Source organism: Aliterella atlantica CENA595, from assembly GCF_000952155.1.
Taxonomy (GTDB): Bacteria; Cyanobacteriota; Cyanobacteriia; order Cyanobacteriales; family Chroococcidiopsidaceae; genus Aliterella; species Aliterella atlantica.
In genome coordinates this window covers 160,251-173,677 of the sequence record NZ_JYON01000002.1, presented here as the reverse complement: position 1 = coordinate 173,677, position 13,427 = coordinate 160,251, and the positions used below count along the sequence as shown (strand labels likewise).

General features: G+C 42.0%; 13 protein-coding genes and 1 pseudogene. 7 read left to right on the top strand and 7 right to left on the bottom strand.

From position 1 onward, the window contains the following. Positions 1–23: 23 nt before the first annotated feature. From UH38_RS03305 to UH38_RS03295, 3 genes are all read right to left on the bottom strand, one after another. Positions 24–1,919: a choice-of-anchor X domain-containing protein gene (locus UH38_RS03305; protein WP_045053196.1), complete on the bottom strand. Its 1,896-nt coding sequence runs from the start codon at positions 1,917–1,919 to the stop codon at positions 24–26. 13 nt (positions 1,920–1,932) lie between these two features. Continuing rightward, complete coding sequence (locus UH38_RS03300; protein WP_045053195.1) at positions 1,933–2,718, bottom strand: hypothetical protein; 786 nt, start codon at positions 2,716–2,718, stop codon at positions 1,933–1,935. A 62-nt stretch (positions 2,719–2,780) separates the two neighbouring features. Next, positions 2,781–4,352 carry an esterase/lipase family protein gene (locus UH38_RS03295; RefSeq protein WP_045053194.1) on the bottom strand — a complete coding sequence of 524 codons (1,572 nt, stop codon included), beginning with the start codon at positions 4,350–4,352 and terminating at the stop codon, positions 2,781–2,783. A 597-nt stretch (positions 4,353–4,949) separates the two neighbouring features. Between UH38_RS03295 and UH38_RS26160 the strand changes: the two are divergent. Continuing rightward, a pseudogene (locus UH38_RS26160) lies at positions 4,950–5,084 on the top strand (magnesium chelatase ATPase subunit I); the annotation flags it as partial. A 196-nt stretch (positions 5,085–5,280) separates the two neighbouring features. Here UH38_RS26160 and UH38_RS03290 read toward each other — a convergent pair. Continuing rightward, entirely contained in the window at positions 5,281–5,463 is a 183-nt protein-coding gene (locus UH38_RS03290) for a hypothetical protein (protein WP_045053193.1), read from the bottom strand. Between the two features lie 7 nt (positions 5,464–5,470). Continuing rightward, positions 5,471–6,175 (bottom strand): hypothetical protein, encoded by a 705-nt coding sequence (locus UH38_RS03285; RefSeq protein WP_045053192.1) that lies wholly within the window; start codon positions 6,173–6,175, stop codon positions 5,471–5,473. A 262-nt stretch (positions 6,176–6,437) separates the two neighbouring features. Between UH38_RS03285 and bchI the strand changes: the two genes are divergently transcribed. The 5 genes from bchI to UH38_RS03260 all read left to right on the top strand — a co-directional run bounded on the left by bchI (position 6,438) and on the right by UH38_RS03260 (position 11,288). Next, complete coding sequence (bchI, locus tag UH38_RS03280; RefSeq protein ID WP_045053191.1) at positions 6,438–7,544, top strand: magnesium chelatase ATPase subunit I; 1,107 nt, start codon at positions 6,438–6,440, stop codon at positions 7,542–7,544. A 67-nt stretch (positions 7,545–7,611) separates the two neighbouring features. Beyond that, a complete protein-coding gene (locus UH38_RS03275) occupies positions 7,612–7,893 on the top strand; it encodes a hypothetical protein (RefSeq protein WP_045053190.1) in 282 nt (93 codons plus the stop codon). 138 nt (positions 7,894–8,031) lie between these two features. Further along, positions 8,032–9,591, top strand: a complete 1,560-nt coding sequence (locus tag UH38_RS03270) for a metallophosphoesterase family protein (protein WP_045053189.1) — start codon at positions 8,032–8,034, stop codon at positions 9,589–9,591. 23 nt (positions 9,592–9,614) lie between these two features. Further along, positions 9,615–10,154, top strand: a complete 540-nt coding sequence (locus tag UH38_RS03265) for a GrpB family protein (protein ID WP_045053188.1) — start codon at positions 9,615–9,617, stop codon at positions 10,152–10,154. Between the two features lie 255 nt (positions 10,155–10,409). Next, complete coding sequence (locus UH38_RS03260) at positions 10,410–11,288, top strand: pentapeptide repeat-containing protein (protein WP_045053187.1); 879 nt, start codon at positions 10,410–10,412, stop codon at positions 11,286–11,288. Between the two features lie 112 nt (positions 11,289–11,400). Here UH38_RS03260 and UH38_RS26630 read toward each other — a convergent pair whose 3' ends face one another. Next, a complete protein-coding gene (locus tag UH38_RS26630) occupies positions 11,401–11,577 on the bottom strand; it encodes a hypothetical protein (RefSeq protein WP_235355033.1) in 177 nt (58 codons plus the stop codon). Between the two features lie 120 nt (positions 11,578–11,697). Between UH38_RS26630 and UH38_RS03250 the strand changes: the two genes are divergently transcribed. Continuing rightward, positions 11,698–12,648 (top strand): polyphosphate kinase 2 family protein, encoded by a 951-nt coding sequence (locus UH38_RS03250; protein ID WP_144405619.1) that lies wholly within the window; start codon positions 11,698–11,700, stop codon positions 12,646–12,648. Between the two features lie 76 nt (positions 12,649–12,724). Here the strand turns inward: UH38_RS03250 and UH38_RS03245 are convergent, their stop codons facing one another. Continuing rightward, entirely contained in the window at positions 12,725–13,300 is a 576-nt protein-coding gene (locus UH38_RS03245; protein WP_045053184.1) for a CPBP family intramembrane glutamic endopeptidase, read from the bottom strand. Between the last annotated feature and the right edge of the window lie 127 nt (positions 13,301–13,427).

Sequence of the window (13,427 nt, the reverse complement as noted above, 5' to 3'; positions counted from 1 at the left end):
AATTGGGTTAACTATGAGTAGATTTATTTAGCTTTATTGTGTGGTACTTTGACTTCAGCCGTTGCTTGAGAAATATTACCAGCAGCATCGCTAGCTTTATATGTCAAAGTGTAAACTCGACCTGTACCAGTCCCAGAGCGTTCTGCGCGTAGGAATACTCGTCCATCTGGGGTGACTTTAATATCAGTTGCGGTATTGCCATCGCCTTTGACATTTTGCCCTTCATTGCTAGTAATTGATACTAAGCTGACTGCGGGATTAGGGTCGATATTATCGCTAACAGTAGTATTAACCTTAATTTCTACCATTTGATGATTGGGTGGATATAGTATATTTGGTGTAACGCTGACGCTTAGTTTTGGTGGTTCGTTATCTGGTGAAACAAAGCCTTCAAATTGCGAGGCGGTGAAGTTATTAATTGTTAATGCATCGCTGAGTCTTAACGATTGACCCCCACCATAAACAATTAGATTTTTGACATAGTAAGGACTATTAGCTTTACTACTGCCAATTGCTACGCCGTTAAATCGTAGCTTGACACTAGCATTGCCTGCACTTAAGGAATCGCTGCCAGAAGCTAGAGCAATTTGATTGTTATTTTGGTCTACTAGACTGGCGCTCCAGTTATAGTAGCCGTCTCTGAGGAGATTTGTAGCAATGTTCACATCAAGATAATCAAATTTACCGTTGCCATTAGTATCTACACCAACTGCGCTACCAGTGCCAGAGGCTTCAATGGCTTCGCGCTGCAACTGACTAATTTGGTAGGGTTGGGTGTTGCCTAAATTGTATGCGCGATCTAGAGCCACAGATAAATCGTTGTAGCTACGTATAATTGCCTTGCTAACTATATAAGCCCCATTAACTTTGAGAAATTCCTTTATTTCCTCTGATTTAAATGTCACTTCTGGATTAGCACCGCCAGTAGTTAGATCGAATAGTTTGTGAGCGGTGATTGATTCGCCATTACTAGCTGTAAGCGTCACTTGCACATCATACTTACCAGCTTCTAACACTTGAATATTTGGAGAAATACCTATCTCATTAAACAACCCATCTCCTTCAGGATCGATACCGCGATTAGTAAAGGAACCGACAAAATGCGCTATATCTGGATTGACTTTAAAGGTAGTATAAGCGTTGCGCCCAAAAGAAGAACCCCTTGATGTTGTTCCAGTGATATCTGCAAAAGCTTGAAACTCGCCTGGAACCGCAGATTTGAATGAGGCTGTAAATAGACCGTCGCCTGCGGTTGCATCGCCGTTAGCGCCGTCATCGTGAAAGTTCACAGTGGCTTCTGGAAAGCTAGAGTCGCCAACTTTTGCTACTGTGGCTTTGATAGATGGATTTTTGAGGATATTTTGACCATCTGCAACAGTTAGAGACAGAAACACATCACTGTTCGCTCGATTGTTGAAGTTTGTACTCATCATTCCAGCACGAACAGGGCTGCTAGAAAACATATCCATCAGTACGCCGCGATTTTTGATTAGAGGTACTGTTTCTGTAATTACATACGTCCACTTTCCAGCTTGAGGTCGAGTCAGCACAAATAGATAATTTGCGCCTTTGGTATTTGGATCTGCGGGGTCCGGAAAAATGCTACTTTTAACTCCTGCACTGTTTATGTTGCCACTAGAAAAGCGTTGACCACTAGGAGAAATTAGTTCTATTTTTAAGGTTTTGGACGGGCTACCAAAACCAAGAGTTACTTCATTGGTATCATCAATATCTATAGTTTGTGTGAGTGTTGGAACTGTAGGTGTCAGTAGATGAAAACGATTGACTTGAGCTATTAAATTAAAATTAACCACCTCTTGTTGTGAGCTTGAAGATGGGCTAGTAGATTGTGCCACTACTGGGACTGCTGCTAGTACAGATAAAGCTAACAGTAATCCTAAACGCTTGAAGTTGTGCATGAATTATTCCTATTTATTTTTGCTCTATTGATTGTGGTTGAATGTTTGGTGAAGTCTCAAAGGGACCGAGGACAAATATGCGGCGGTCTGTGAATAAGTCTGATGCAACGGTGGTTATATCTGGTGCATATACGAAAAACTTTCTTTCCATCACCCATCCACTTGTGCCATCGCCATAATAAGGTGATGAATTCAAAATTAGCCGATCGATTTGTGCCACTGAGCCAGATTTAGGGTCGCGCACTAATACACGGTCCCAACCAAAGTAAGTTTTTTCCCATTGCCAGCCCAGAGGTTGACCATAGGGCCAAGAGAATTGGTAAGTTAAAAATGGCAGGTTAAAGCCAACAAAACTAAAGTCAGCTATCGGCTCCAAATTAGGTGATTCCTTAAAGTTAGGTTTCACAGATTTTGTTTGCTCTAAATCTATTTCAGCTTTTGGTTGCCAATGACTTTTGCGTGCTTCTAAATCAACAACCAAAACATGGTCATTTTCCACGCTATAGGGAAGAGTAGTTACTCGCTCATCAGGGACTAAGAGCAATCGCCCAGAAGCTTCCATCCACCTTACAGAGCCGTAAGTAGGATGACTCAACTTAAATTCTTGTACTAGGTCGCTACCTCTAGCTACATACCAAGGGCTTATCCAGTGAACTTGACGGTATGCCACTACTAATAAAATCAGCCAGCCGATAATTTGATAAATACCAGCCTGTCTCCAAACTAAGTAAATGCCTAACATTAAAGGCAAGATAATCAAAAATAACCACACTAATATTGCCAGTAGCGCTAATCCCATAAGAACTCATCCCTAAAACGAAGACTATACATTTATTGCTAGTGAATATTTATCAAAAAATGCTAGTTCACGGGAAAATCTGTACTGATTGTCTCTAGTATGCTATTCATTACTCCTGGATGCTTAACATCTCTATGGTTTCTATGTAACCATTCATTTTCTAGGGTGGGACCGAAATGTTGGCGCTGGCTGGGGTATTGCGAACTAGTGTCCGTCACCAATAGGTCATTTAGCTGAGGGGAGGTGGTAGGAACTCTTTGCAACTCGTTCTCGAATACCACTCCAGGGAAAGGAATATTTATAGGGCTAGGTAGTGGAATTTCAATAACCCTAATAGTAGAGACATCACGTAAGAGGTGATAAGCTCTAGTACCTTGCTCGCCTGCATCTACAAAAGGAGGAATATGGGGAAGCAAAGGCGCAGCCTCTTCTCTAGTAATATTGCCATCGCGGTTCAAGTCTGCATCAGCACCATAAGTGTACAATCTTACGTTAGTGGGAAAAGGATTATCTCTGTTAAAATCTGCCATGAATTCGGTTTGCAAGTTGGCAAGTCCAGGAAGTTGAGGACCTCTATTAAAAGCTCCCCCAATGCGTTCTAGCCAAAAGTCACTTTCTATATAATCTCGCATTTCACCATCTCCATCCTGTGCCACTGGTCGGGGGTTGAGGGTACGTGCTGCTGTAGAAATATCCGCTAAGACTGAGCCATGATGTGGTGAGGATATAGTGTGAAGAGATAATACCTGAATTTCTTCTGGATGATAAAACTCGTTGAGATAGCCGCGACTGTCTAGTCCGCCCTTGCTGTGTCCCACCAGATGGACTTTTTGGACCCCAAAGCTTTGGGCTACACGGCGGACTTCGCCTTCTATTGCTTGAGCATTACCCGCTTCAACAATCTCGCCTTGTCTATTTCTCAAAGGAAGTATCCTATCATTGGGACCAATGCGAATTCTGTGTTCAAATGGAACTCCTAAGCTGGTCAAGTAATCAGTAACACCAGGTTCTACTTCCCAAGCATCTTGTGGATTTGCCCCGATACCATGAACCAAAATTAGGGGAGCCATAGCCTTGAAATTAAGTTCCGCCCAATCAATCGAAGTACACCAACCTTGACTTCTTGTATCTATATCAACCCGAATTTCATTTTCCGCAGCAACAGGTTTTTCTCCATTTACGCTTCTAGCAGTAGGAAATTTAACCCATTCAATCGGTACTGTAAATGAATTTTCATTCCAAGTACCATTTGAACCTTGCAATGGGGTGTCTAACTTGTGACCGTTAAAATAAACTTCATCTACTTCTCCGTCACTCAAATCAATGTCATAAGCTGGCATCTTTAATTGGGCTGACTTAGAAACCAATCTAAGAGTAATCAGCTTTTGTGGTTCTTTAAGAGTGCCATCGCTGTTAGTCTCTCCTACATATCGGTCGATTTTGACTTTGAATACTAAAGGACCTTCTTCACGAAAAGTGCAACCAGTATCTAGCCCAGAATCAGTATCAATTATAAAATTTTCGTCATCAGGTTTCGATGGGTCAGTTGGTGCTGAACCAGAATGAGCAGCAAGCACTGGCTTAGGTAACAACATCAGTAGCGTTACCAAAGGTAGCCAATATTTAATTGACATGAATATTACTCCATAAAGTACGTATTAAAGCGATCGCAATTTGCCTAAAAACAAAATGAATATTTAGCAAAAATTACAAGTTTGCACAGCAAAGATACGTGCAAAAGAATATATAAATATCAAGTATTTCCAGGCGAAATAGCAGTCCAAATAGATAGCAGATTAAATATAAGAAAGCGATAATTTTTGCTACTACTCAAAAATTTTGACTGCTAACTTCAATTGCAGACATGACACTAATCTACCCCCCCCCTTAGCTATTATTCCAAGGGTAGTTATACGGAGAAACATAAAATAGTAAATATGCGGTTATTTTAGTAGAACTTTATAAATTTCTCTCTTTTCCACTGACAAACCAATGTTGAAGTTATATTAAGAAGTATAGACAAGTAGAATTTGTGGATACATAACCACTCATCCGCGATTAGACGAATTAAAAATAGTTGTTGCGATCGCAAATACCAACTTTTTTGCACTTTCAGCTTCCTACCCCGCGCTTATTAACTAAGATTTGGTGCTTCCTGCCGACATAACAACATGGTCTGTGTGGCAAAATGAAAAGCGGTATCCTGACACATATTTCTTAGGTAAGCGCTTGTGAGTCCATCCCCAACAGCCCGTCGCGTAGTGTTTCCGTTTACGGCGATCGTCGGTCAAGAAGAAATGAAACTGGCTTTAATCCTCAACACGATTGACCCCAAAATTGGCGGTGTCATGATTATGGGCGATCGCATACTGCTAAATTAACAAATACCCATGTATCGGCGATTTTCTGCGATAAATTAGCATTTTAGACGCATATTCAAATTAGGCGATCAAGCGATCGTACAGTCCGCAATCTAGGCAAAATGCTACCTAATTTTTGGCTGCCTTAGAAAAGGCGATGCAGTGCCATTGGCGCTAACAGACACAAAATATCCGAGCGTATCTAACCAAGTGTATCGTCCTCTGACCATTTTTCTAGCCAGTCGCCATCTACATCTTCAACGAACTGACTAATTCCATCTACCCCAAAAACTTTACGACTTTCTCTTAAAGCTCTTGCCCGTTGGAGAGCTTCTTTAGCTTTAGCAATTTTTTGCTTACGAAGTTCTTTCGTTTGAGCGGTCATAACGACCTCACAAATTATCAACACTAGCTTTAAGATAGCATTGCTCAGGCAATAGGTCGCTATTAAGCTGAATAATCAACGTAACTTTAGCATTTACTTGTACTTGACTAGGATTAAAACTTATAAACAATCCGCGCACAATCCCCCAATGTTCTAGAGTTTCCTGCCACTGAACTTGCTTGTCAGTAGATAAATTATCTCTAACACTTGTTACTTGAACGCAAAGTGGACTTTTTTGGGTTCCAGAAGCGATTAAGTCAGTTGCCATCGATAGATCGGCAATAAATGGGTTTAGAGTTTCACAACCACCGTTTTCTAATCCTAAACAGATTTTGTTAATGAAAGCAGCATCATTACCCTGAAAATTTCCTGCCATCAAATTCTTCTTCCAAATGTGGAGCTTAGGATCTTTTTCATTAAACCAAGCTGGAAATAAATCTCTATACCAATACCTCTCTGGTGTTGATAACCCAGCAAGTTCAGTGTTTTTATCTTCTTGAGAAAGTTGTTGAAGACTAAGCCAAACGGATGCGTCTGCTATTAATTCTTCAAGTAATTGCATAACATATCTTTTACGCATCAAAAGACCAGACTTTTTTTGAGCTATCCAACGCCTCATTTCATCTAGTCTATTAGCTAACTGGGGCGATACAGCTTGTGATTCCCGAATTAGTTGAATTAGGTCAGACTTGACATCTTCTGGACTTCGCACGCTACTCCTACAAGCCAGACAATATACTTATAATTAACCAGTTTTAACTATATAGTTAAACCGCCAAAGCATGAGTAAAAATCAGATATATTAATCCGGCTCGCTCAGGTCTAACTTTAGCAAGAGTCAATTTAAGCCAATCATAAAACTGATGCCAGAGCGATCGCCCACCTAGCATTCCCACATATCCACGACATAACAACCTAGTCTGTGTGGCAAAATGAAAAGCGGTATCCTGACACAAATTTCTAGGTAAGCGCTTGTGAGTCCATCCCCAACAGCCCGTCGCGTCGTGTTTCCGTTTACGGCGATCGTCGGTCAAGAAGAAATGAAACTGGCTTTAATCCTCAACACGATCGATCCCAAAATTGGCGGCGTAATGATTATGGGCGATCGCGGTACAGGTAAATCTACTACTATTCGGGCGCTTGCCGACCTACTCCCAGAAATTACTGTTGTTGCTGACGATCCTTTCAATAGCGACCCCAACGACCCCGATTTGATGAGCGATGCTGTGCGTCAGCAGCTAGAACAACAAGTAGAACTTCCTGTAGCCCAAAAAAAAGTAACAATGGTGGATCTGCCTCTTGGTGCTACTGAAGACCGAGTTTGCGGCACTATAGATATTGAAAAAGCTCTCTCTGAAGGTGTTAAAGCCTTTGAACCAGGACTACTCGCTAAAGCTAATCGCGGTATCCTCTACGTTGATGAAGTCAACCTGCTAGACGATCACTTAGTAGATGTCCTCCTAGATTCTGCTGCAAGCGGCTGGAATACTGTCGAACGCGAAGGCATTTCTATTCGCCACCCTGCAAGATTCGTACTCGTTGGTTCTGGCAACCCCGAAGAAGGCGAACTGCGTCCCCAATTGCTAGACCGCTTTGGGATGCACGCGGAGATTCGTACTGTCAAGGAGCCTGCTTTGAGAGTGCAAATTGTGGAACAAAGAACAGAATTTGACCAAAATCCGCCAGAATTTGTCGAACATCACCAATCAGAGCAAGCAGCTTTACAACAGCAGATTGTTAACGCCCAAAATCTCTTACCATCAGTAACAATTGACTACGATTTGAGGGTAAAAATCTCTCAAGTATGTTCGGAACTAGATGTAGATGGTTTGCGGGGCGATATTGTTACCAACCGCGCTGCTAAAGCCTTAACAGCTTTTGAAGGGCGCACAGAAGTTACAGTTGACGACATTCGCCGCGTAATGACTTTGTGCTTGCGCCATCGTTTGCGTAAAGACCCTTTAGAGTCGATTGATTCAGGCTATAAAGTAGAGAAATCCTTTAACCGCGTGTTTGGGATGGAAGCATCAGAAGGCGATGCAGCTACGCAAGCGAACGGTATTGGTCAACGCGCTATCTAATTGAAGCAGGTTTCCTCTAAAATTCACACGTCAATATAAAATAACCGCTCGTTAAACTTCGATTTTCATGAGAATTTGGCATTTTTGGCTAAATGCTTTGATTTGGTCTAGTCAGTATAACCCTCCTGCATTTATAGAGTTAATCATGCTCTTTTTGGCAATGGGTTTGCTGATAATTTGGGCATTTGTCCCTCATTGGTCTTATTTGGTATTGAGCCTTAGCTACGGTATTGGCGCATCGCTTTCTATTTCAGTGCGGGAAACCCTTGCCCGTTCTCCCCAAGCCCATATTGCTCAAGTAACAACAGCCTTATTGATCCTAACTAGCATTTATATTCTGTTTACTTGAACCAATTATTTAGAAAGTTAGATCGCTACTCTTACCTAAAGGTGAATGAACTTTTTGACAAAATAACTGCATAATTGCGATCGCTTACAAATAAAACGAGGCTTTTTGTTGGCTCCAAATTCAGGAGTTATATAAGTTATGAAATTTGTCTCCGATCCGCCAATCGCCGTCAAAATTAGCAAAATGCAAGAACGAGTGCGCTGGCAAGATCCGCTCATTACCCAGCGCGATATCGACCAAACTCGTCTAGTATTAGGAGGCGATCGCACTACTGACGACTCTGAGTTCTCATTTTTGGTCATTGGTGACAGTGGCGCAGGACCTCAAGGCGGACACAATCCCCAAAGGCGAGTAGCCAAACAAATGCTCGACCACGTAGATAGCAGCCGCTTTGTCCTACATACAGGCGATGTCATGTATCTAGTAGGGTCGAGCGAATACTATCACAAAAACTTTATCGATCCCTATCGCGAGTTGATATTAGGCGGCGACTATCCCAAGCGCATCGACTATGACAAAATGGTATTCAACTTGCCATTTCTCCCCGTACCAGGCAATCACGATTATTACGACTTACCATTTATCTACGGTTTAGTCGCCCAAACTACTCTTCCTCTGCGCCGCTTGCTCCAATCTAAACTAGATATAGATATTGGCTGGCATGGCTCAGATAAGGGCAAGGCATACGCTAAAGCATTTTTGGACTATCTTAAAGGTTTTGACGATGAAGGCGACTTGCAGCGCCACCTAGACCGCCACTACAACGCCAAAACTAATAAAGGTCGCGCCCTGTACTACGAACCAGGAAAATTTACTCGTTTACCCAATCGTTATTACACCTTTCGCAGTGGGGGAATTGACTTTTTTGCCCTCGATTCCAATACTTTTAACGCGCCTGTACCTTTGCCCAAAACCAAAGAAGGACAGGATTACCGCCGCCAACTAGAAGAACGGCGAGAACGGCTAGATAATGAAAAATTGTCCTACGTCGAGCAGTGCGCTAGCCTTAACCCTAATAACCCAGAAGAATCCGAACTATTAGACGATCTGCGTACCAAAATCGAACAGCTTGATGAATTAAGAAATGATATTGATAAACAACTATCAGCCGACGAGACAACGGTAACGGATACAGAACAACTTAATTGGTTCAAAGATAAATTAATTGAGTCTTGGCATTCTAACGAAGTACGCGGACGAGTAGTTTATTTTCACCATCCGCCTTACGTTACCGAAGCAACTAAATGGCATCAGGCACAAACCCTAGCAATTCGCTCTCGTTTTCGCGCAGTGCTAAATGCTGTTTCTCAGCAAATCGGCTCCCTAAAAGCAGATCGTCCGGTCGTCGATTTAGTATTAAACGGTCACGCCCACTGTTTAGAATACCTCCGTACAACCAATACTGGACACGCTGATGCTCATACTAATTGGATTGTTTGCGGTGGTAGTGGTTTTAGTTTGCGTCGTCAGCGCACAGAAGGACAGGAATTGAAGGAGACAGAGGGCGGTAAAGTAATTGCTAGAAGTCTTCTATACGTTGGGCGCAACGGAGAGGGGTCGCAAAAACGTCGCCCTTACTCATTTTTACGGATTGATGTTCGGGATGGAACGCCACCCAAGTTTCTGATTCGACCATTTATTAGCGAGCGGTTTCAAGGCAAATGGAGCAATATTGAGCTTGAGCCATTTGAGATTTAGTTTTTGTTATTAAATTGTTTTTAATGGATGAAATAATCATTGTTGAATCCGATCCGCATTGGCAAACTCAATTTGTTGAGGAAGCCACAAACGTGCGAAAAGCTCTAGGCAACGCTCTAACCGTTGCTATAGAACACATCGGTAGTACAGCCATTCCTGGACTTGCAGCAAAACCAATTATTGATTTGCTAGTTGGCGTGCATTCTCTAGAATTGGCACAAAACGCTATTTCGGCATTAGAAGCAATTGAATATGTTTATTGGGCAGAAGATCCTCGCCCAGGAAGAATGTTTTTTGTCAAAGGAATGCCGCCTTTTGGTCGCCAACGTACTCATCACTTGCACATGGTTGAATTAACAAGTGAATTTTGGGAGGAGCGGTTGTTGTTTCGCAACTACTTAAGATCGCATCCTGACCAAGTGCAGCGCTACGAAGTCCTCAAACGCTGTTTAGCAAATCATTTCAAAAGCGATCGCGAGGCTTATACGCAAGGTAAAACCGAGTATGTTCAGTCAATTGTGGCAAAAGCGCGTCAAAGTATAGATTCTTATAAGTTTCTTTAAGCGCGATCGCTTGTCTCTTCGGGCTTGATACCCTAGTAAACAGGCAAAATGCCCATTTCCTCAAATATCTCTTCTCCTCAAGGAGTGGGCGATCCTCCCTGCCCCCTTACTATTCTCGCCAAGTTGGTCTTTAGCGCTATATTTGCCACAATATCAAGAATTGCAGATGGCGCAATATGAATAAGTAGGTAGAGTAGAGATCGCAATGCTTTTGTCCGAGGCACAATAGAAAAATGTTAGTGGAGTTTGGTGTAGATGAACGATCTAGACCGATGCTACAGAATCCTGGGAATTGAGCCAGGAGCATCAAACGAAGAGGTCAATCAAGCTTATAAGGACTTGGCTTTTATATGGCATCCCGATCGCATTCCTCAAGATAACCTGCGACTACTCCAAAAAGCTCAGGAAAAGCTCAAAGAAATCAACTACGCCCGCGAACAACTGCGGTTGATGCGATCGCGCGTTGCTGCTTCTAGTAGGGCTAGGCAAGCGGCTCAGAATGCCTCACCTAGTTACTCGTCATCTTCCTATCAAAAGTCAAGAGATAATTATACTCATGCGTATCAGGAGCAGGCAAGAAAACCGCCCTCCGACTACTATCAGGAGCCAGCACGAAAACCTCCCTCCGATTACTATCAGCAAACGAAAAAACCTGCTTCTGACTACTATCAAACGCAAACAAAGAAACCTGCTTCTGACTACTATCAAACTCAGACAAAGAAACCATCCTCGTCTCCCGACTACTACCAAACTCAGACAAAGAAACCTTCAACCGATCTAAGTGGAGCAGATTTTAGAGGCGCAAACCTGTCAGAAAAAGATTTTTCTTATCGGAATTTGAGCAAGGCTAATTTGAGTAACGCTAATTTGAGCGATGCTTTTTTACATAGAGTCAATCTTGATAGCGCAGATTTACAAGGAGCAAATTTGTTTCGAGCAAATTTACTCCACGCTAGACTCAGCAATGCTAACTTACGCGAAACTAACTTAATTGGTGCAGATTTAAGCGGCTCAGACCTAAGCGGAGCAGATTTGCGCGGCGCAAAAATGGGGGTAAACGATAAAATTATGGTCAGATTGACTGGGGCAAAATTGACCGGAACAATTATGCCTGATGGAAGCATTCACAGCTAAAAAATTAGAGCGATCGCATCTTAACTACTATTATCAATCCTGAGAAGGATGACTGGGTTACGCAGTCATCCTTCATACTTAGAAATAAATTATTTTCTAAGTTCAATTTACTCTACACGTTAATAATTCCAAAGTAGAAACCTGCAAATATGAGCAGACTTACTACAGCTACTAATACTAGAGTAATTCCCCAAGACCAAGGGGGCGTTTGCTCTGGAGTTAAAACGCTATCGCGTTGCTGGGGAGTAGGTTCGCTGTTACTGGGAGTATTGTTTTCGTCGGTCTTCATAAGTTTGAATTGCATTCATCTTTTACCTATATTTGGTTGAAAATTAGTCAATTTCATCAAACTTAAGAAGTAATAAATATCAAGTATAAACAACTACAAGATACAAACTTGGGGGCAAAATTGCAATTAGATAATTCAAAAAATAGTCAAGATTCAGACCAAGCAGAAACAGCCAAAACAAAAGCAGTGGCGGCTGTTGCTAGCGAAAAAGTTGCCGATACAATATCGCCAGAAGAGCATATATTAGATCGATTGCCAAAACCAAATTACCCTCGATACAGGGTAAAACCCAAAGAAGAAGTCGCTTTATCTGACATCAATCCAAATACGTGCGAACAATACAAGAAAAAGAAAGACGTTGAAGAAGAATTACAGTATCAGCGCGATCGCTTAGGACTATTGCAAGAACGTCTTTATGCTGAAAATAAACGTAGTTTGTTAATTGTATTACAGGCGATGGACACGGGGGGAAAAGATGGGACAATCAAGCACGTTTTTAGTGGGATAAATCCTCAAGGCTGTCGTGTTTGGTCGTTCAAACATCCAAGCGTGGAAGAATCAAATCACGACTTTTTGTGGCGCTACCATCAAAAAACGCCACAGCGCGGGATGATTACAATTTTTAATCGTTCTCACTACGAAGATGTATTGATTGTACGCGTGAAAAACTTAGTTGAAGAGGAAATTTGGCGCAAGCGATATCACACAATTAATAATTTCGAGCAAATGCTAACGCTTAGTGGCATTACTATTGTTAAATTTTTCCTCCATATTTCCAAAGACGAGCAAAAACGGCGTTTGGAAAGTCGATTGCAAGATCCAGATAAATTGTGGAAATTTTCTATTAATGACGTGCAAGAACGCTCGTATTGGGATGCTTACCAGCAAGCTTATCAAGATGCATTGAATAATTGCTCGACAAATTATGCACCTTGGTATGTTGTGCCAGCTAATAAAAAATGGTATAGGAATTTGGTAATTGCGCGGGCGATCGCCGATACCCTAGAAGCAATGAATCCCCAATACCCAGAAGCACAAACCAATCCCAAAAATATCAAAATTCCCGATTAATTGTAATTACCGCATGATTTGTGTAGAGACGTTGCACTGCAACGTCTCTACCACGCCCGCAACCCCTAAAATACGCCTACACGCGATGGCGAAATTTCCAAACCCCACTAGAAATAAAATTAGTCAGCGTGTGGGCAATAATTGGAATCAATAAATTCCCTGTAGCTACTGCAATGTAACCAAAAATTCCACCAACAACAGTAGCCCAAACTGCGTACTGCCATTGCTTGCAACTACTCAGGTGTAAAATACCAAAGCAAATACTAGATACAACAATTCCAGTCAAATTTAAGCCAAAAGCAGGCAGCATCACGCCGCGAAATAATAACTCCTCGCTCAACCCTGGCAAAATTCCTACCCAAATCAAATCGGGCAAAACCAAAGGCTTGAGGACAAATTCTAAATAAAAATCTGCACTACTGCGGTAATCCGACCAAAACTGATACATTAAGGAACTAATAGCAGTAATAACTAGCGCGATCGCCACAGACAAAGGCAAAACTGTTGCATCCCAGCGCACAGGTAACAAAGCAACGTCACCAAACTGCAACCAAAGCTTAGTCAATAATCCTAATAAAACAGCAGTCAAACCCATTGCCACAAGTAGCTGAGTGCGTGTCAATGGCTCAATTCGTGGATTTTGTTCAGTCACGGAGCAAGGGTAATAATAGTTTTGAGTTTTGAGTTTTGAGTTATCTAGGATAGGAGCAGAAAAGAGATTCGCTTTACTTAATTTCTTGTCCCTCTAAATCTGAATACTACTCCAAAAATTGTGGGGA